An 18,263-nucleotide genomic window follows, 5' to 3' on the forward strand; every position below is an offset into this window, starting at 1 on the left:
CCGGCTCAGCCGGGGGAAAAAATGAGGGAACCGTCCGCGTCGTCGTTCCGGATGCGCGCCTCCCGCAGGCTGTGCCGGACTCTCCCGTCATGGCGGTACATCGTCATGGTGCTAAACAGGGGATATGGCCCCGCACCGCTCCCAAGTCGAGATCGAACGCACATACGATGTCAGCTCCGCGCTCACCCCGCCGGACCTCGTCGGCGTCGGCGCGGTCGCCGTCGCGCTCGATCCGGCGACGGGCGAACTGGTCGCCACGTACTACGACACGCCGGAGCTCACGCTCGCCCGGGCCCGGATCAGTGTGCGCGCCCGGCGCGGCGGCGACGATGAGGGCTGGCACGTCAAACTCCCGCCGGAGGGGGAGGGCCGCCGTGAGCTGCACTGGCCCCTCGGCGAGGGCCGCATTCCGCCGGGGGAGCTGCTGGTTGCGGTGGCCGGGCGCCTCGGCGGCCCCGTTCCGCCGATCGCTCCGGTTGCCTGCGTGACGAACACGCGCGTGACGACCGTGCTGCGGGACGCCGCGGGCCGCGACCTCGCGGAACTCTGCGACGAACACGTCCGCAGTGAGAATCTCCGCACAGGCGGCACGGACGCTTGGCGGGAGTGGGAGGTCGAACTGCTGAGCGGCGCGCCCGGCACCCGCTCCGGCCGGACCGAACTCCTCGACGGTATCGAGGAGCGGCTGCTGGCGGCGGGCGCGCGTCCGTCCGCCCGTTCCTCCAAACTTCAGCGGGCGCTCGGCCTCTGAGCTGCGGCCGGCCGCACCGTGCGACGACCGCGTCCGCGGAGAGAACCTGTACACGGCGGCGACTTCTGCGCCGCGCACGCCTCCCCTCCCCACCCGGCTAGCGGGTGAGGGTGGGGGCGCTTTTGTGCTGGGGGTTTGTGTCAGGCATGATGCTCAGGGGCGGCGACAAGGCCGGGGGAGACGAGAAACGGAGCAGCATGAAGATCGGCATCCTGACCAGCGGCGGCGACTGCCCGGGGCTGAACGCGGTCATCCGCGGCGCTGTCCTCAAGGGCGACCGGGTCCTCGACGCGGAGTTCGCCGGTTTCCGCTACGGCTGGCGCGGCGTGGTCGAGGGCGACATCATGCCCCTCGACCGCCACTCGGTGCGCGGCCTCTCCCGGCAGGGTGGCACGATCCTCGGGTCGAGCCGCACCAACCCGTTCGAGGGGGAGAAGGGCGGTCCCGAGAACATCCAGCGGATGATGGATGAGAACGGCATCGACGCGATCATCGCGATCGGCGGCGAGGGCACACTCACGGCGGCTCGCCGGCTCACCGACGCTGGTCTGCGCATCGTCGGCGTCCCGAAGACCATCGACAACGATCTCGCCGCCACCGACTACTCGTTCGGCTTCGACACGGCGGTGGAGATCGCGACCGAGGCGATCGACCGGCTGCGCACGACGGCGGAGTCGCACCAGCGCTGCATGGTCCTGGAGGTCATGGGCCGCCACGTCGGCTGGATCGCCCTCCATTCGGGCATGGCCGGTGGCGCACACGCCATCCTCATCCCCGAGCTGCCGCAGTCCGTCGACCGGATCTGTGAGTGGGTCGAGTCGGTCCGGGACCGCGGCCGTGCGCCCGTCATCGTGGTCTCCGAGGGCTTCCACCTCGACACGATGGAGGAGGCGCACTCGCACAAGGGCCTGGACGCCTTCAACCGGCCGCGGCTCGGCGGCATCGGCGAGATGCTCGCCCCCCTCATCCAGGAGCGCACCGGGATCGAGTCGCGCGCGACCGTTCTCGGCCACATGCAGCGCGGCGGTGTCCCGAGCGCGTACGATCGCGTGCTCGCCACCCGCCTCGGCATGGCGGCGGTGGATGCGGCCTACGAGGGCCGCTGGGGCTCGATGGTGGCGTTGCGCGGCACCGATGTCGTGAACGTCTCGATCGCGGACGCGACCGGCGGGCTGAAAACGGTCCCGCAGGCGCGTTATGACGAAGCGGCCCTCCTTTTCGGCTGAACGCGGGGTTAGGCTTCTTACCGAGAAGAGGAAGGAGTGGGTGTGCCCAGATTCGTCCAGTTCGAGGAGTTCGGCTCCCGCGACTTCCTGCAGCTTGTCGAGCGGGACCTGCCCTGGCCTGGTCCCGGCCAGATCCTCGTGCGCGTCCTTGTGTCGGGCCTGAACCCGATGGATGTGAAGGCCTATCGTAGCGAACAGGTGGCCGGCCGCATGGGGGTCACGCTCCCCAGCGGCATCGGCCAGGATTTTGCCGGCGTCGTCGAGGAGCTCGGTGCGGGGGTGACCGCTTTCTCAGCGGGCGACGCCGTGCTCGGCACCGCTCCTTTCGCCGCGATCGCGGACTTCGTCGTCGTGCCCGCCGACGGCCAGGTGATCGGGAAGCCGGAGGCGCTGAGGTTCCCGGTGGCCGGCGCCCTCGGCATCGTCGGCCGGACGGCGATGGCCAGCACGGCCTCCCTCGGGCTCGGCGAGCACGACACGGTGCTGGTGAGCGCGGCGGCCGGCGGTGTCGGCGTGCTGGCGGCTCAGCTTGCGATCCGCTCCGGGGCAACGGTCATCGGGACGGCGAGCGAGGAGAACCACGAATTCCTGGAGACGCTGGGCGTCATCCCGGTGCGCTACGGCGATGGTCTCGCCGACCGGGTGCGTGCGGCGATGGACGACGGCGACCGGCGACAGCGACATCGCCGAGTGACGGCCGTGCTCGACAACCACGGTCCGGACACGATCGCCGCCGCCCTCGAGCTGGGGGTTCCTCCCGGGCGCATCAACACGATCGCCGCCTTCGGACCGGAGGCCCAGGGCGCCGCGACCGTGGGCGCGAGAGCCGCCGGCAACGCCGAGCTCGCGGAGGCCGCCCGGCTGCTGGCCGGGAGCGAGCTCGTGCTGCCCATCGACTCGGTCTACCCGATCGAGCGCGTCGTCGAGGCGTACGGGCGGCTGGAGGCCGGCCACGTCCGCGGGAAGATCGTGGTCGTCACAGACGAGAAGGGTCTTCCATGATCGACGAGGACACGGCGCGCATGCTGCGGGCAGTAGGTCTGCTCTGGCAGCCCGTTTCGGGGGGATGCGTTCGCCATCGACCGGCCGGGGATGGGCGGCGAGCGGTTCACCGTCAGCGAGATGACCATCGAGCCGCACCACGTCGACACCGGGACCATCCTGGGTTTCAACGGCACGACCGAGTGGGCGCTCGACTCGCTCGCCGTCGAGGACGCCCTGTGGATGCCGCGCGAGGATCAGCTGCGCGAGCTCCTCGGCGGCTCCTTCCGTCATCTCTCCCGCACACCGGGCGGCTACCGCGTCACCATCCTGATCGGCGGCGAGGAGCGGCCCTTCGAGGAGGACGCCGCGACGGCCTACGCGCAGACTCTGCTGTCGCTCATCGGGGCGTCGGCGTTGTAGTGTCCGCGTTCCCCCGACGGGCACCGTGGAGGCGCTCGCGGCGTCGCTGCCCGCACGGGCTGCGCTGCGACAGCCCCTAGGTGTGATGTCCAGGGGGGTTGTTTCGGCGATACGGTCGTGAGGAGTTGAGGGGCGAGGGCCTCCGGTTGTGAAGTGGAGCTGTTCAGTTCAACCGCTTCACGATCCAGGAGGCCTTCGTGTCCCACGTTAACGCTGCTCTCACACCGCGCGCTCGTCTGCGCCTTGCCAGGCTCATCGTCGAGGACCATTGGCTGGTCTCCGTCGCAGCGAAGATGTTTATGGTCTCGCCCGTTACCGCGCGGAAATGGGCGGCGAGGTTCCGCGCCGAAGGCACGGGAGGGATGACCGACCGGTCTAGCCGCCCACGATCGATGCCAACGCGGACGCCGTTGCCCGTGCTCAAGCGGATCGTGCGGGCGAGGTGGCGACGACGCCTGGGGCCGGTGCAGATCGCCGGCGAGCTTGGCCTTCCCGCCTCGACCGTCCACGCCGTCCTGGTGTGCTGCCGCATCAACCGGCTCTGCACCATTGATCGGGTCACGGGCGAGCCGATCCGTCGCTACGAGCACGACCACCCTGGATCGCTGATCCATGTCGACGTGACGAAGTTCGGCAACATCCCCGACGGCGGCGGCTGACGATTCGTCGGCCGCGTCCAGGGCGAACGCAACCGGGAAGCGACCGCCACCCGCACGAAGAGCAGGAACCACCGCTACGAGCCACGGTTGGGCACCGCGTTCGTCTACACGATCATCGACGACCACTCCCGCGTCGCCTACGCCGAGATCTGCTCCGACGAGAAGGCGGACACCGCGATCGGTGTCCTGCGGCGTGCTGTCGCCTGGTTCGCCGACCGGGATGTCAGCGTCGAACTCGTCCTCTCGGACAACGGCTCCGCCTACAAGTCCTACGCCTGGCGAGACGCCTGCACAGAGCTCGGGATCAGGGCGAAGAAGACCCGACCATACCGACCACAGACCAACGGGAAGATCAAACGCTTCCACCGCACACTCGCCGACGGCTGGGCCTACGCCCAGTTCTATGGTTCAGAGGCCGAACGACGAGAAGCACTCCCCGGCTGGCCCCACTTCTACAATCATCACCAGCACCACTCCGCCATCAGAGCCCCACCCATTAGCAGAATCGACAACAACCTCCCTGGACATCACACCTAGCCAGCGGCGGCCTCTCCTCGGCTTGGGCGCGCCCCGCCCCGTCCGCTGTTTGCTTGCCCGCTGTTTGCCTGTCCGCTCCCGTTCGGCGACTTCCGGGTTGCGGGAGCTGTGCGCGGTCCGGCCGCGCACGATGCCGATGAACTCGTCGACCAGGGGGTGCTGGCCCTTGCGCGGCCAGATCAGGCCGATCGCCGAGGCCGGGCCGTCCTCCAAGCGCAGGGCGACGACATCCTTCCGCCGGAACGCCTTCGCCACCGAGGCGGGGAGCAGTGCGACGCCGTCGCCGGCCGCCACGCTGCGCATCGTGGCCTCGCCGGGCTCGCCCGCGATTCGCGGCTCGTTCGTGAGGTCGGCCAGATGCCACTTCTCCGCGAGCGTGAGCAGGTGCTCGTGGTGGATCACGGCCACGATGTCCTCGGTGTAGAGGGGGATGAGGTGGCGCTCGGGGCCGGCCTCGGCGTCCCGGGCGAAAACGATGTCCGCCTCTCCGGACGTCAGCACGGCCAGCGGGTCCGCGCTCGGGACGACCACCAGATCGACCTGCGGTTGCCGCTCGGCGAAGGCGCGTGTCCACTTCCCGATCGTCACCCCCGGCGGGAAGGCGAGTGTGAAGCGAGACGGCGGCATAGTCGCAAGGGTAGCGAACGGTACCCTGGAAGCCATGAAACCCCAGACCATGGAAGCAGCCACTGCGGCCAGGAAGCTCGGCATCCACCTGCCGGCGGCTCCGGAAGAGTTCCGCGACCGCGACATCAGCAGGACAGAGCTGGACGAGCTGACCGCGAACCCGCCGGAGTGGCTGCGCACCCTCCGTGCCGATGGTCCCCACCCCCGCGACGTGGTCTCCCGCAAGCTCGGCGTCAGCAACTCGGGCCTCGCTCGTGGCGGCGTCACCGAGGCGCTCACGACCGCCGAGATCAAGGCCCTTCTCGTGTCCACGCCGCAGTGGCTGGTTGTCGAGCGGGCGACGCAGGCTGCGGTCCGCGCCGAGAACGCGCGTGTGAAGCGGCGAGACGCTGATCGCGCCGCGCGAGCCCGGGACTGACGCTCAGGCTCCGGGCGCGGCCGTGCCCGGCCGCTCGGGCTGCGGCTCGCCGGTCTTCCTGGCCGCGCGCCAGCATCTCCGGCCCGGTCACGAAGGCCCGCCGCCACGGCGCCACCCCGTCGATCTCCACCTGCAGCGAGAAGCTCAGTACGGTGCGGATCAGCATGATTACGCCGAGCACGAAAGCGTCGGTGAGCGTCGGATCGGAGGTGACTGTTTTCACGAGGTCCGCGGCACGAGGATCTCCAGCCCCAGCAGGATGACGCCGCCGAAACTCTCGCGCAGCGTTCGGAAGGCCGCCGCGCCGCTTCCGGTGCGCCGCCAGGCGACCGCAGCGAGGGTGAGGGCGAGGAGGAAGCCGATCGCGAGGGCGGCGACCCCGGCCACCTCGAAGGCGGTGCCGATCGTCTCGAAGGCGGGGTGCGCGTCCATGCGCTCATGCTGCCACAGCGGCACGCATCAGGCGACATGCACGGCCGGGCGGCGTTTCGGGTCCTTCTCGGCCTCGCGCAGCACTTCGCGCGTCACGGGGGCGACCTCCCCAACGCCCGTGATGAGGTAGCGGAACACGTTCGAGATGGGGTTGCCTTCCGTCCACTCGAAGTAGACAGTCGGGACCACACCGGTGAGATCGCGGATCTCCAGGAGCACGGCCGCGATGGTGTTCGGGACGTTGCCGCTGCGCACCTGGAGCACGCGGTAGCCGTACTTCACGATGCCGTTCACCACGAGATCCTCCTCGAAGTCGGAGGAGTCGGAGCGGAGCACTTCGATGAAGATGGTGCGGGAGCGCTGAGGGATGTGGCTGTACTTCCGCTCGTCCTTGTTCTTCTCCTCGTACTCGCGGGTGGTGTCTACGTCCGGTTCGTGGGCGATGATGCGGATCTCTCCCTCCTCGGCGTCCTCCAGGACGAAGTCGAGAGCCGTGACATCGAGCGTCACGCTCGTCGCGCGCAGTTCAAAGGAACGGCCGATGCGCGACACGATGGAGACGACCAGGATGCCGAGGATGAAGAGCGCGGCGATGCGCAGCCCGTCCGGGCGCTCGATGGTGTTGTCGATGGTCGTGTAGACGAAGATCGTGGTGATGAGCGCGAATGCGACGGTGTGCTTCTTCTGCTTGTTGCGCCACGCGGAGAGGGTCACCGCGAGCGAGGCGGAGGTGATGAGCACCAGCACGCCGGTCGCGTACGCTCCGCCCTGCGCGTCCACATCCGCCTGGAACACGATCGTGATGAGGACGGCGATCGCGGTGAACAGCAGCACCAGCGGACGCACTGCCCGCGCCCACTGCGGCGCCATCCCGTAGCGCGGGAGGTAGCGCGGGACCAGGTTCAGCAGGCCCGCCATCGCCGAGGCCCCGGCGAACCACAGGATCAGGATGGTGCTGATGTCGTAGACCGTGCCGAAGGTGTTGCCCAGGTACTCGTGGGCGAGATAGGCGAGTGCGCGGCCATTGGCGGAGCCGCCGGACTGGAATTCCTTCTGCGGGATGAGCAGCGTCGTCGTGAAGCTTGAGGTGATGAGGAACGCGCTCATGATCAGGGCCGCGGTGGTCAGCAGCCGCCCGGCGCCGCGGATGCGTCCGCGCGGGTTGTCCGGGTTGTCCTCCGGCTTGCCCTTGATCTGCGGCATCACGGCCACACCGGTTTCGAACCCCGAGAGGCCGAGCGCGAGCTTCGGGAAGACGAGCAGCGCGATGCCGCCGATGAGCCAGGGATTCCCGTTGGTCCGGAACAGGGCGTCCCACCAGTCGCCGAACACGGTGGGATGCCCGAACACCTCCACGATCGAGGTCGTGATGACCACCACGTTGAGAGCGAGGTAGACGACGACCAGGACGACCGCGATCCTGATGGCCTCCCCGAACCCCTTCAGGAAAACCGCGCCGAGCAGTGCCAGCAGGAACAGTGTGATGAGCACGTTGTTGCCGCGGAACCACTCGGGGGCGTACGGGTTCTCGATCGCGTGCGCCGCTGCGTCCGCGGCGGAGAGAGTGATCGTGATCGTGAAGTCCGTCGCGGCGAAACCGAGCAGCACCAGCACGAACAGCTTTCCCGCCCACCAGGGGAGCAACCGCTCCAGCATTGCGATCGACCCCGAGCCGCGGAACGACTCGCGCGCCACCCGGCGGTACACCGGCAGTGCGCCGAGCAGCGTCAGCGCGACCAGGACGAGGGTGGCGAACGGCGAGATGAGCCCGGCCGCGAGCGCGGCGATGGCGGGCTGGTAGCCGAGGGTGGAGAAGTAGTCGACACCGGTGAGGCACATGACCTTCCACCAGGAATGCTGTCGCTCGGGTTCGTGGCCGTGCGGGCCCTGCTGGGTGCCGCGCTCGTCCACCATCCCGCTCAGCAGCCAGTGCCGGAACGCAGAGACGGGCTTCGCTGTCGCGCGCAACGGCTGTGCCTGACCCGGGACGGGGATCTGCACGGCCGGGGAGATCCGGGGTGGGAGCACCCGCTCGCGGTCAGTGCTCTCGGGGGTGCTGGACATCCTCGCTCCTCCACTGGCACCGGGCCCGGACTGCTGTCCGGCGGCCCCGGCGCTGAGGATCACTGTACGGTCACCACGCCGAGGGGCGGTAGTCTTTCAGGAAAACGCCGTGGAGGTCCTCACCGGCTTCGCCGCGGACGATCGGATCGTAGACCCGCGCGGCGCCGTCCACGAGGTCGAGCGGGGGCGTGGAAGCCCTCTTCGGCGAGGCGGACTTTGGTGTGGTGCGGCCGCTCGTCGGTGATCCAGCCGGTGTCGACGCTGATCATCAGGATGCCGTCGGAGGAGAACAGCTCGCCGGAACTCGTCCGTGTGAGCATGTTCAGTGCGGCCTTCGCCATGTTGGTGTGCGGGTGGCTGGGGCCCTTGTACTGTCGGCCGAAAACGCCCTCCATCGCGGAGACGTTCACGACATACGAGCGGCGGCCCTCCACCGCGGCGGCGGCTGCGGCGAGCGAGGGCCGCAGCCGGTCGATCAGGATGAACGGCGCGGTCGTGTTGCACAGCTGCACCTCCAGCAGCTCCAGCGGATCGACAGTGCCGACGGTCTGCGTCCAGCTGTTCACAGTGGCCACATCCGGCACCAGTCCGCCCGCGTCGATGGCGCTGCCGTCCGAGTGCTTCGCGAGCGACGATGAGCCCGGGGCCATCGCGAGGGCGGCCAGGTCGCCGGCGCTCAGCGTGCCGTCGCCCGCTCGCGCGAACTGCGCGATCGTGCCCGTCGCCTCCGCCGCCGACAGCAGCGGGTGCGCGGCGACCGATGCCTCCAGGGCCTTCGGGTGCGGGTCGGCGGTGTGGCCGAATGTCTCCAGCTCCGGCAGCGGTCCCTCCGGCAGCGGCTGCGACTCCGCCTCGGCCAGCAGCGAGTAGGCGCCCGGCGAGCGCTTCACCGTCTGCGCGGCGTTGTTGATGAGAATGTCGAGCGGCCCCGCCGAGGCGACCGAGTCGGCGAGCCCGATCGCCTGGGCGGGGTCGCGCAGGTCGATTCGGTGTCGGTGATCCCAGCGGTGAGGATCTCGGCCGGCGTGTAGGAGGGCACGGGTTCTCCCTTCGGAATCGTTCTGCGTGGGTCTTCGCTATCTGGCCCCGGTCCTACTGGCAGGAATCACAGTGGAGGTCCTCCATGGGGTCGATCGGGACGGCGTATCCGCCGATGTTCTGCAGGTTCGCACCGGGTGCAGGCTCGTCCGTCTTGGTGGTGTTGATGTCGCCGTTGGTCATGGGGTCTGTCCTTTGGGTCGTTGTTGTTCTGCCGTGCTTAGTTCTGGGCAGTTGCTTTATAGGGGGACCAGACGTCGGGCTGGGGGAGGGGTCAACCCGGGTGCAGAGCGGGAGGGAAAAATCTTCGCCGGGTGAGGGAGCGTGCGACCGCGGGGGAAGAATTTTCGTGGGAGCGACAGTGGCCGGGTTTACCCCGGGGGGAGGGCCGACATATGATCGCCGGTTCAAGCAGCTGCCAGCGGTGGGGGTGCAGGGGGCCGAAGGGGGCCCCTTGCCGGCTGACGGAACGGCGCCGGCAGCCGGCTCAGGGTGCTAGCACCACATCCACTTGGCCGGCGGCTACCGGCCGGCGATGCTCGCCGGGACGGTAGGGGCGCCCTCGTCGACGACGTCGCAGACCTCCTCGTGACGGGCGAAGGCGGCGTAGATCGCATTCAGCTGCGTCTCCGTCAGCTCAACAACGAATCGGCGCTCTTCGCCGCTGCCGGTCACGGGGTCACCTCCGAGGATCGCTGCTCACCGATGGCACGGCGTCGAGCGAAGGCATCGGCGGCCGCGGTGTAGACGATCTCTTCGAGCGCGGCGAGGTCGCCCCGCAGGGTGGTGGCCGTAGGCTCGAAGAAGGACTCGATGATATCCTCCTGCCCGCCGGCCTTCCGGCGGCGTTTGATGGAGTTCTCCGTGGAGGCGAGGGCTCGTTGCAGGTTGATGTGTGCCAGTCGGATGTCTCCGGGAGTGTCCTTGTAGGCCTCGGGCAGCTGGTAGCCCAGCGGTTTCGAATCTTTGCCGTCGCTCGGGAGAAGCTGATCCTTCAGCGCGTCTCGCAGGTGAGGTGCGTTCTGCATCTCATCCAGGTCGGTCGTGATCGGCGTGTTCATGCGTCGTTGCCCTTTCCGTGCGATGGCTGGGTGCGGGTGAAGCTGTAGTACTTGCGGTAGGTGTTGGTGGGTGGGTTGTTCATGGTGTTGGCGTATTCGATGACCCAGCCGGCGGCTTCGATTTCCGCTACTTGGGCGTCCCAGGCGGTGAGGATCTCCCGTTCGCGGGCGGTCAGCTCGGGTGTGCTGGGATTCAGCGGGATCGGCTCACTGATCCGGGCAGTGGTCTGCACAGTGTCGGGTCCGCTCATCGTGCGCATGCGAGCGTCACGGTGCGGCGGGTCAGGGGAGTAATGGTCATCGTGGGCGGCCTCCAGTCGGTGTGGTGAGGGTTATTCCTCTCGCACTGAAGATGTGCATTGGCGCGCAGTGCACTTTGCGCGCCAATGCACATCTGTAGGTGGCGGCGAATTCTCGCCGCGCCTTTTTGGAAGGGAACAGCCGACGTGGAGTTGTTGAATTCGATCCTGCAGTTGATCAGTAAAGTCGCAGTGCTGGGCGGGAGCCTGTGGCTGTTGTGGGGTGTGATCGCGTTGGCGGGTGGGCTGAAGAACCATGAGGGTCCGGCGATCCAGGGCGGTATCTGGCAGATCGTGGGCGGGGGATGATCATCTCCGCGGCCGCCTTGTTCACATCGCTGACCGGGGGCTGGTAGCTCGTGGATCTGTCATCCGCCGTCGTGTTGATGTTGAACGCTCTGTCGGCCGGCGTCAGCGGCGGGACGGACAGTCTGCTGCAGTCGCCGGCGCAGTACAACAAGCCGTTGTACGACGCGGCGATGTTGCTTCAGGACACTGCGGTGAAGCCGGTCACGGCGATCGTTTTGGCGATCATTTTCATGTTGATGCTGGCGTCGAACTCGACCCGTATTGAGGCCGACAGGGAGCTAGGTGTGCGGATCATCTCCGGGACGCTGCTGAAAAGTTGTCCTGGTGTTCCTGGCGGCTTCGAACGCGGCGGTGATCTTGAACGCGATCTCGGCTGTGTCGACGATCATCTCGAAGGCGGCGAACGGCCTGAATGTCGGGGGCGCCGGCGGCGGGAGAACCATGCTGGGCGATGCGATGAAGTCCGATATCTCCTCGGGCGGGATTTTCATGCAGCTGGGTCTGATCGTGGTGTTGTTTCTGCCGTTCCTGGTGTCGCAGCTGGGCACGGTCGTGGTGATCGTTTTGGTGTTCGTCCGGTTCCTGCAGATGTATCTGATGAGTGCGTTCGCATCATTGCCGATCGCGTTCCTCGGCCACGAACGAGGACACCAAGCAGATCGGGATCGGGTACCTGAAGCGTTTCGCGGTGGCCGCTCTCGCCGGGACGGTGATGGTGCTGGCCGTGAAGCTTTACCAGGCTCTGCTGGGCGGCTGGCTGGGCGGGATGGCCAGCTATCAGGGCGACCCGTGGGGGTACATCATCGGCAACTACGGCAGCTTCTTCGTCGCTCCGGCGGTTCTGGTGTTCCTGGTGCTGGGCGCGAATGGTCTGGCCAAGACGCTCGTCGGGGAGGGCTGAACCATGGCCCTTGAGATGAAGGTCCCGAAAGAGATCACCGCCTATGAGGCCAAACCGATGTTCGGGATGTCCTGGCGCCGCCTTGGGTCACTGCTGTTCATGGCCGTCGGCGGCGGCGGCACGTTCGCCGGGATCGCGTTCGCTATCGCGGCCCCGCAGGGCGGAACGAAGGAGGCCTGGGAGCAGGCAACCAACGCCGCCATGTTCGTCATCGACCTTCCCGCGGCGTGGTGGGGATGGTTCCGGCCGATGGGTCTCAAACCCGAAATCCACGCCCTGTATTTCCTCCGTTTCTCATTTTCTGAGAAGGGTCATCCCGTATGTCGACACCTACACACAGCGCAGCGCCGGACTCGTCCGCGATTCTGCCGGACGGGCAGGCCGCCGCAGCCGCGCCCTCGAACGGGCGCAAGCGCGGACGCGGCGAACGCTTACGGAGCACGAAGAAAGCCGCGCTGCCCGTCCCGGGAGAGCGGCGAGGGCGAAGCGGCAGAACCGGCGCTGACAGCTCGGCTGCGGGCGGCGTATTCAGATCGGCGCCGAAAGCCACCAGGGATGTCCTCGGCTACAAAACCATGCTGCCGGGCGGGATCGCATGGCTCGGCGCGGACGAGTGGTCGATGACGATGCGGATCTCGGACATTAACTACGTCGCCGCGTCCGAGGCGCATCAGGAGTCGATCATCGACCGGTGGGCCCGGTTCATTAACGGCTTTAGCGCCGGGACTCGCATTCAGGAGACGGTCACCAACCGGGTGCTGGCTGATGCGGATGTCGCTGAGATGGTGCAGAAAAGGCTCCAGAGCGACCCGTACGACACGTACCGGGACGATTTCAACCGCATCGTGCGCGACAAGCTCGCCTACGCCAGCGGGAACACCGTCACCGAGAAGTATGTGACGGTCACCGTGCAGGAGCCGGATGTAGAGAAAGCGGAAGCGACCTTGACGCGGATCGCGCATGAGATCGAGGCTTCTCTGCAGAGCATGGATGAGTGCCAGGCGGTGCGACTGAATCGCACCGAACGGTTGGAAGCGCTGGCGCGTGTGCTGCGCCCGCACGAATTGTTCGGCTTCACCGAGCATGGCTTCGCCGGCACACGCCGCCAGGCCACCGCCGACTACGCTGCACCGTGGGGGATCGAGGTCCTGGACAAGGCCGGCCCGCTGCAGTTCCACAATGGGACCGCAGATACGTTTCATCAGGTGCTCTGGGTGCGGGATTACCCGGTGTGGCTCTCCGACCGTCTCATCACGGAACTGACCGAGATCAAATGCGATCTGACCGTGTCATTGCATCTGGAACCGTATGACCAGGTCGAGGGAATGAGCCTTGTGGAGCGGCAGATCGCCGAGCTGGAGATGCAGACCATCACCGAGCGGAAGAAGGCGAGGAAGCAGGGAATCGGGGAGGACATGATTCCCCGCAAGCTCGTCGACGCGCTGGAGGAAGGCCGCCAGCTGCGCCAGGAGTTGTCGACGTCGAACCAGAAAATGTTCAGCACCGTCATGGTCATCGGCGTCAGCGCCGACAGAAGGGCGACGCTGGACCAGAACGTGAAGCGTGCCATGACGGTCATCCGCAAGCAGTCCGTGAAAGCGGAGATCCTTAAGTGGATGCAACTGGGCGGTCTGACAACCGAGCTGCCGATCGGGCGCCGGGCGATCCCGATGCGCCGTACCTTGACCACGGCGTCCGCGGCGATCCTGGTCCCGTTCACCACCCAGGAGCTCCTTGTCCCCGGCGGCATCTGGTATGGGGTCAACGCCCAATCTTCAAACGCCGTGGTCGCTGACCGCACCGCGACCGTCAACGGAAATGGGTTCCTCCTTGGCACGTCCGGGTCGGGGAAGTCTCAGTTCGGCAAGAACGAGATCACTCAGATCATCCTCGATCGGCCCGAGGACGACGTCATCATCATCGACCCCGAACGGGAGTACGAACCCTGCGTGCAGGCGTTCAACGGCGCCACAGCCCGCATCCACGCCGGCAGCCCCCACTCGGTGAACCCGATGGACATCGAATTGGACATCGCCGTAAGCGACGGTGACCCGATCCTGGCCAAGAGCAACTTCGTCCTGGCCGCGCTCGACCATCTGATCGGAAGAGCCTCCGGTCTCACCGCCGCCCAACGCAGCGTCGCCGACCGGGTCACCGTCGGCTTGTATCGGAAGTACGCCGCCGAGCGTGGGGCGATGCCGACCTTCGTTGAGTTGCGTGAGGGGCTGCTCGCAACCGGCGATCCCATCGGGCATCAGCTTGCAGCATCGTTGGAGATCTACACCGTCGGCTCGTTGGGCGGTTTTGCGCAGCGTACCAACGTGGACTTGAACTCGCGGGTGGTGTCGTGGGACATCAGCCAGCTCGGCAGCGAGCTCAAAAGCTTCGGCATGATGGTCGTCCTCGACCAGATTTGGTCGCGGGTGGCGCGGAACCGTGCTGCCGGGCGACGCACCTGGCTGTACATCGACGAGTTCCATCTGCTGCTGGTCGACCGGTTCATCAGCGAGTACTTCCGTGCGCTGTGGGCGCGCGCCCGCAAATGGGGGCTGATCGCAACCGGCATCACTCAGAACATCGAAGCAGTCCTCGCCCACGAGGACGCCCGCCTGATGCTCGCGAAATCGGACTTCCTCGCGCTCCTGAGCCAGAACCCGGTCGACGCTGAAACCCTCGTCGACCTACTGCGCTTCAGCGCGGAGCAGCGTCGACGGTTCACCAACGTCCTGCCCGGACAGGGTCTGCTGCGCAGCGGCGGACGGGTGATCCCCTTCGACGGCAGAATCCCGGAGGACGCTCTCTTATACCGGCTGTTCTCGACCAAGTTCGGTGAGGCGAACGGATGAAGGATCTCCGCCGGCAAGACGTCGGCCACGCCGCCACCGACCACCTGGGCCGGCTCAGCCTGAGCAGGCGATCGCAACGGCTCATCGGCGACGCCCGGGCGGGCACCTCAGGTAAGCCGCCTGCCCTCCCGTCCGCCGCCAAAACGTTCGGCAAGACGGTCACGTATGGCTCCAAAGCCGCCGGTGCCGGGGCTCGGGCCGCCAGGGAGGACGAAGACCCGCAGGAGCGGGCGCACCATCGCCCGGGCGCGCCGCGGGGGGTCGGGCGGCGGTTGATTCCGAAGACATCGGAGACGAAGAAGAGCCTTGTCGCCGGCGCAAGGGACGGGCGGGCATCGATTCGCACGCAACGTCACGGGGCGGGCGCAGTCCGCGGCGCACTCACTGCCGGGCGCAAGCAAGCCAAAACGGCGCAGTTCGTCCGCAGCGCAGGGGCCACTGCGTCCCGGACTGCGGTGGTCGCCGGGCGCGCTGCCGCCGCGGCCGGCAACACTGCCCGGGCTGTCGCTGCCGCGGCCGCCAGCGTGATTGGCTCCACCCCGATCCTGGCGGCCGCGACAGTTGTCATCGTGGCGGCGATGGTAGCGCTCGTGGCCGTCGCATGGCTGCTGCCCGCCGCTCAGCAGGCGCAGGGAACCGGGGAGGATTCTGGGTCGTTCGCGATGGCCGATGACTACCCGTACAAGGGCATGTACTCCGAAGACGACATGTCTCCTCTCGGTTACGCGTATGGGAACTGCACCGACTTCGTGGCCTGGCGGATCAACCGGGACGCCGGCGGCGGCGCCGCGCCGTGGAAGCTCACGTGGAAGGACCTGACCCCGCAGGGTGGGAACGGGGCTGACTGGGGCAACATCGGTAACCTGCCCGGCTGGACCTACACTCGCCGTCCTGTTCCCGGCGACGTCATCTCGATCAGACGAGCCGGCGTCTTGGGGTCCTCCACCAGCGCCGTCGGCCACGTCGGCTACGTCGGCGCTGTCGACGGGTCCGGGACGGTCACCATCGAAAACTACGGCCATGGCCGCTATTTCCTCACCGCCGCCTTCCTCGCCCAGCTCGACGACCCGGAGACCGGGCTCGCGCAGCTCACCGAGACGATCATCGCGAACACGACGGGGGAGAAGGACAACGGCGGTGACGGGTTCTGGGAACGTGCCGAGCGCGCCCTGCTGACCGCCCTCACCGCCTACGTGTGGGCCACCACTGCGCACACCGGCTCCACGGAACCGAACTTACCCGGTGTCCTCGACCTGCAGAAGGGGATGCAGGGCAGTGAGGAGAACAAGGACGAGATGACCAGCGAAACCGATCTACGATTCGCGGCCGCCCGAGAGATCGTCGCTGAATGGCACAGCAACCCGAACCCGGACGATGACCCGGCCGTGATGAAGGTGCTGGACTTCGCATGCCGGCAGTACCGCATCTACGAGCAGGGCCCCGCCGAAACCCGGATGAGCGTCGTCATCTCCCTCGGCGTGCGCCTCGCGCTGCTGGACATGCACGACGTTCGAACCATACTCACAACCGACGACCTCGCCATCGACCGAATCGGGTACGAGCGCACCGCGCTGTTCCTGCAGATCCCGGACACCCACCACATCTTCAAATTCATCTCGGCCATGTTCTGGCAGACCCTCTTCAGCCTCACCGTCTACCAGGCCGACCACGAGAAGACCGGGCACCTGCCAGAGCTGCTGCACATGTTCCTCGACGAGTTCGCGAACATCGGCAAGATCCCCGCCTTCGAGCAAGTCATGGCCACGATCCGTTCTCGGGGCATCAGCGCCAGCATTATCATGCAGTCCCGTTCCCAGGGCAAGACCCTCTTCGGTGACGCGTGGGCGGGCGTGGAGAACAACTGCGACACGAAACTCTTCCTCGGTGGCGACGAAGAACAGACCACCAAATGGGTGTCCCAGCTGCTCGGCTACCAGACGATCGTCACCTCGGAGTACTCCGAAAGCCGCGGCTCCCACGGCTCCTGGTCCAAGTCGATGCGGGTCACCAAACGCGAGCTGATGATGCCCGACGAAATCGGCCGGCTCCCCGATGATGAAGCGATCTTGAAGATCCGCGGAATGAACCCGTTCCGATCCAAAAAACTCGCCGTCTGACAAAGTACCCAGCCTGCCGCACCGGGCCGACGTTCTTACAGGCTGAATCTGATGCTGCCCTCGGAACTCTCCAGCAGCAGACCCGTATTGCATTTTCGTGGCGAAGAAGGCGCTCTGAAAGAGCGCAAGCGCAGCGTCAGGGGCGGACGGGCGACGGCCCGGGCGAGGATGACGGCTGCGCAGTCATCGACTGCCGGCCATGAACGAGGTCATCCGTCCAACGTGCCGGTACACCTCGTTTTCACGTTCTCGGTCGGCGCCAAGATCATGCACCACGCTGCTGAGCATGGATGCTCCTTCCTCAACGGATCTGGGCTGTGGCTGCAACAATAGGGGAAAGAGTCGCTGTGACAGATTGGAGGGACCGTGGGTTTCCAGGGCACAATTCTGACTCCGTCCGCGCTGCTGCAGCTGGCGTTGCAGGATCAGTCCGTGGCCACAGAGTCGGACGGGCGAGTGCATCACACGGCGGCCATGAACGCGCTCCAGGCTGTGGCGGCTGGCGAAGGGTTGGATGCGGGTTGGCGGTTCGGCGTGCTGCAGACACTGGATGACTACCAATCCACGCTGCGCCGCGGTGGTCCGAAGCTTGCAGCGCGAGTGTTTGACACTGAGCCGGCGCCGACCGGATCCCCTCAGTTGGATGCAGCGTTCGCCGCGCTTGCGGACTTTCTCTCCGAACGGGACGGCTGGGCCGCGCCCAAGTGGACGTTGGACAGCACTCGAGTGACGGACCCGGTCTGGTATCCCGCCGTGCCATCGATTTTCCGTGCGGAGGCGGAGGTAGAGAGTCCGCGCGCATTCCGCGAGCGTGGAATCTTCATCACCGAATGATCCCTGGCTCGGGCATGACCGTCGACGGTGAAGAGCTCGATGCCGCGCAGCTGCTGAACCTGTTCGAGGAGCTCTCCGCAGGCTTGGCTACTCGCGGCGCTCAGGCGCAACTGTTCGTCGTCGGGGGCGCTGCAATGGCGCTCGCATATGACGGCGGCCGGATCACCCGCGACGTCGACGCGATCTTCGTGCCGGCCCCGATCGTGCGCGAGCTCACCGAGCAGCTAGGCGATGAGCACGGATTGGAGCCGGACTGGATCAACGACGCGGCGAAAGGATTCATGCCCGGCACCGACGAACACCCGCGCACCGTGTTCGAATCCGAGTCCCTGTTGGTGCAGGTTCCCTCGCCGGAGTATTTGCTGGCGATGAAGTTGCACGCTGCCCGCGACGAGCGCGACCTCGCCGATGCAGCCACCCTATTCGTGCGCGCCTGCTATACCACAGCCGACGACGGCATCGCCTTGTTGGAGCGCACCTACCCGGCTGGGTTGCTTCTTCCACGGCACCAGTACGTTGTCCAGGATTGTCGTCGAGCGGGCCGCAGCGTTGCGCGCCAAGTCGGAGACGGTGACCTCGCCGGAGCGGACCCGGGCAGCGCTCCAGGCGAGGATCGCGAAACAGGTTGCCGCCGCACCGCCTGCGACATCGCCGTCCCCGGAGGCGCGCAGGAAGGGCCGGAACACGTCCCGCTTACCGGGTGTCAGCGAGATGGGCCGCGACGGTCGTCGTCCTTACGC

The 18,263-nt window shown here is 67.0% G+C and carries 19 protein-coding genes and 5 pseudogenes; 14 read left to right on the forward strand and 10 right to left on the reverse strand.

The window, feature by feature from the left end; genetic code table 11:
- Positions 1 to 124: 124 nt before the first annotated feature.
- The 5 genes and pseudogenes from LXX_RS03685 to LXX_RS03705 all read left to right on the forward strand — a co-directional run.
- Entirely contained in the window at positions 125 to 751 is a 627-nt protein-coding gene (locus LXX_RS03685; RefSeq protein WP_041767255.1) for a CYTH domain-containing protein, read from the forward strand.
- Positions 752 to 948: 197 nt separating this feature from the next.
- Positions 949 to 1,977: a 6-phosphofructokinase gene (locus tag LXX_RS03690; RefSeq protein WP_041767257.1), complete on the forward strand. Its 1,029-nt coding sequence runs from the start codon at positions 949 to 951 to the stop codon at positions 1,975 to 1,977.
- Positions 1,978 to 2,019: 42 nt separating this feature from the next.
- Positions 2,020 to 2,979, forward strand: a complete 960-nt coding sequence (locus tag LXX_RS03695) for an NADP-dependent oxidoreductase (protein ID WP_041768179.1) — start codon at positions 2,020 to 2,022, stop codon at positions 2,977 to 2,979.
- 90 nt (positions 2,980 to 3,069) lie between these two features.
- A complete protein-coding gene (locus LXX_RS03700; RefSeq protein WP_011185674.1) occupies positions 3,070 to 3,381 on the forward strand; it encodes a hypothetical protein in 312 nt (103 codons plus the stop codon).
- Positions 3,382 to 3,578: 197 nt separating this feature from the next.
- Positions 3,579 to 4,553, forward strand: a pseudogene (locus tag LXX_RS03705) (IS481-like element ISLxx4 family transposase); the annotation flags it as partial.
- Here the strand turns inward: LXX_RS03705 and LXX_RS03710 are convergent.
- The gene (locus tag LXX_RS03710) at positions 4,449 to 5,204 is read right to left on the reverse strand and encodes a LysR family substrate-binding domain-containing protein (protein WP_011185675.1); all 756 of its coding nucleotides are present in this window, start codon (positions 5,202 to 5,204) and stop codon (positions 4,449 to 4,451) included. The pseudogene LXX_RS03705 and the gene LXX_RS03710 sit on opposite strands and share 105 nt — an antisense overlap.
- Before the next feature lie 34 nt (positions 5,205 to 5,238).
- Here LXX_RS03710 and LXX_RS14150 point away from each other — a divergent pair, with 34 nt between their 5' ends.
- Complete coding sequence (locus LXX_RS14150; RefSeq protein ID WP_011185676.1) at positions 5,239 to 5,622, forward strand: DUF5997 family protein; 384 nt, start codon at positions 5,239 to 5,241, stop codon at positions 5,620 to 5,622.
- A 172-nt stretch (positions 5,623 to 5,794) separates the two neighbouring features.
- Here the strand turns inward: LXX_RS14150 and LXX_RS16140 are convergent.
- The 8 genes and pseudogenes from LXX_RS16140 to LXX_RS03740 all read right to left on the reverse strand — a co-directional run.
- Positions 5,795 to 5,845, reverse strand: a pseudogene (locus LXX_RS16140) (hypothetical protein); the annotation flags it as partial.
- Entirely contained in the window at positions 5,842 to 6,054 is a 213-nt protein-coding gene (locus LXX_RS15365) for a DUF1622 domain-containing protein (protein ID WP_011185677.1), read from the reverse strand. The pseudogene LXX_RS16140 and the gene LXX_RS15365, both read right to left, overlap by 4 nt.
- 27 nt (positions 6,055 to 6,081) lie before the next feature.
- Complete coding sequence (locus tag LXX_RS03725; RefSeq protein WP_223227748.1) at positions 6,082 to 7,968, reverse strand: amino acid transporter; 1,887 nt, start codon at positions 7,966 to 7,968, stop codon at positions 6,082 to 6,084.
- 220 nt (positions 7,969 to 8,188) lie between these two features.
- Positions 8,189 to 9,134 (reverse strand): annotated as a pseudogene (locus LXX_RS15370) (short-chain dehydrogenase); the annotation flags it as partial.
- 76 nt (positions 9,135 to 9,210) lie between these two features.
- Positions 9,211 to 9,339 (reverse strand): hypothetical protein, encoded by a 129-nt coding sequence (locus LXX_RS16145; protein ID WP_011185679.1) that lies wholly within the window; start codon positions 9,337 to 9,339, stop codon positions 9,211 to 9,213.
- Positions 9,340 to 9,678: 339 nt separating this feature from the next.
- Positions 9,679 to 9,831 (reverse strand): hypothetical protein, encoded by a 153-nt coding sequence (locus tag LXX_RS14155; protein ID WP_155806775.1) that lies wholly within the window; start codon positions 9,829 to 9,831, stop codon positions 9,679 to 9,681.
- Positions 9,828 to 10,217, reverse strand: a complete 390-nt coding sequence (locus LXX_RS03735) for a hypothetical protein (RefSeq protein WP_041767261.1) — start codon at positions 10,215 to 10,217, stop codon at positions 9,828 to 9,830. Before LXX_RS03735 ends, LXX_RS14155 begins: the two co-directional genes overlap by 4 nt.
- Positions 10,214 to 10,468: a hypothetical protein gene (locus tag LXX_RS03740; protein WP_011185681.1), complete on the reverse strand. Its 255-nt coding sequence runs from the start codon at positions 10,466 to 10,468 to the stop codon at positions 10,214 to 10,216. The genes LXX_RS03735 and LXX_RS03740 overlap by 4 nt, the downstream gene beginning before the upstream one ends.
- A gap of 195 nt (positions 10,469 to 10,663) precedes the next feature.
- Between LXX_RS03740 and LXX_RS03745 the strand changes: the two genes are divergently transcribed.
- The 8 genes and pseudogenes from LXX_RS03745 to LXX_RS16580 form a co-directional block, all read left to right on the forward strand.
- Entirely contained in the window at positions 10,664 to 10,825 is a 162-nt protein-coding gene (locus LXX_RS03745) for a hypothetical protein (RefSeq protein ID WP_223227707.1), read from the forward strand.
- 50 nt (positions 10,826 to 10,875) lie between these two features.
- Positions 10,876 to 11,502, forward strand: coding sequence for a hypothetical protein (locus LXX_RS14830; protein ID WP_141692777.1), 627 nt, complete (start codon positions 10,876 to 10,878; stop codon positions 11,500 to 11,502).
- A gap of 11 nt (positions 11,503 to 11,513) precedes the next feature.
- Complete coding sequence (locus LXX_RS03755) at positions 11,514 to 11,726, forward strand: hypothetical protein (protein WP_141692776.1); 213 nt, start codon at positions 11,514 to 11,516, stop codon at positions 11,724 to 11,726.
- A gap of 15 nt (positions 11,727 to 11,741) precedes the next feature.
- Positions 11,742 to 12,026 (forward strand): annotated as a pseudogene (locus tag LXX_RS16575) (PrgI family protein); the annotation flags it as partial.
- A gap of 20 nt (positions 12,027 to 12,046) precedes the next feature.
- Positions 12,047 to 14,572, forward strand: a complete 2,526-nt coding sequence (locus tag LXX_RS03760) for a VirB4-like conjugal transfer ATPase, CD1110 family (protein WP_011185683.1) — start codon at positions 12,047 to 12,049, stop codon at positions 14,570 to 14,572.
- The gene (locus LXX_RS12590) at positions 14,569 to 16,689 is read left to right on the forward strand and encodes a VirD4-like conjugal transfer protein, CD1115 family (RefSeq protein WP_050737840.1); all 2,121 of its coding nucleotides are present in this window, start codon (positions 14,569 to 14,571) and stop codon (positions 16,687 to 16,689) included. Before LXX_RS03760 ends, LXX_RS12590 begins: the two co-directional genes overlap by 4 nt.
- Before the next feature lie 366 nt (positions 16,690 to 17,055).
- Positions 17,056 to 17,523: a hypothetical protein gene (locus tag LXX_RS03770; RefSeq protein WP_041767267.1), complete on the forward strand. Its 468-nt coding sequence runs from the start codon at positions 17,056 to 17,058 to the stop codon at positions 17,521 to 17,523.
- 14 nt (positions 17,524 to 17,537) lie between these two features.
- Positions 17,538 to 17,921, forward strand: a pseudogene (locus LXX_RS16580) (DUF6036 family nucleotidyltransferase); the annotation flags it as partial.
- Positions 17,922 to 17,942: 21 nt separating this feature from the next.
- On the opposite strand, the gene LXX_RS03775 reads toward LXX_RS16580, so the two are convergent.
- Complete coding sequence (locus LXX_RS03775; protein WP_041767269.1) at positions 17,943 to 18,209, reverse strand: hypothetical protein; 267 nt, start codon at positions 18,207 to 18,209, stop codon at positions 17,943 to 17,945.
- Positions 18,210 to 18,263: the final 54 nt, after the last annotated feature.

This window comes from Leifsonia xyli subsp. xyli str. CTCB07, assembly GCF_000007665.1.
Lineage (GTDB): Bacteria > Actinomycetota > Actinomycetes > Actinomycetales > Microbacteriaceae > Leifsonia > Leifsonia xyli_C.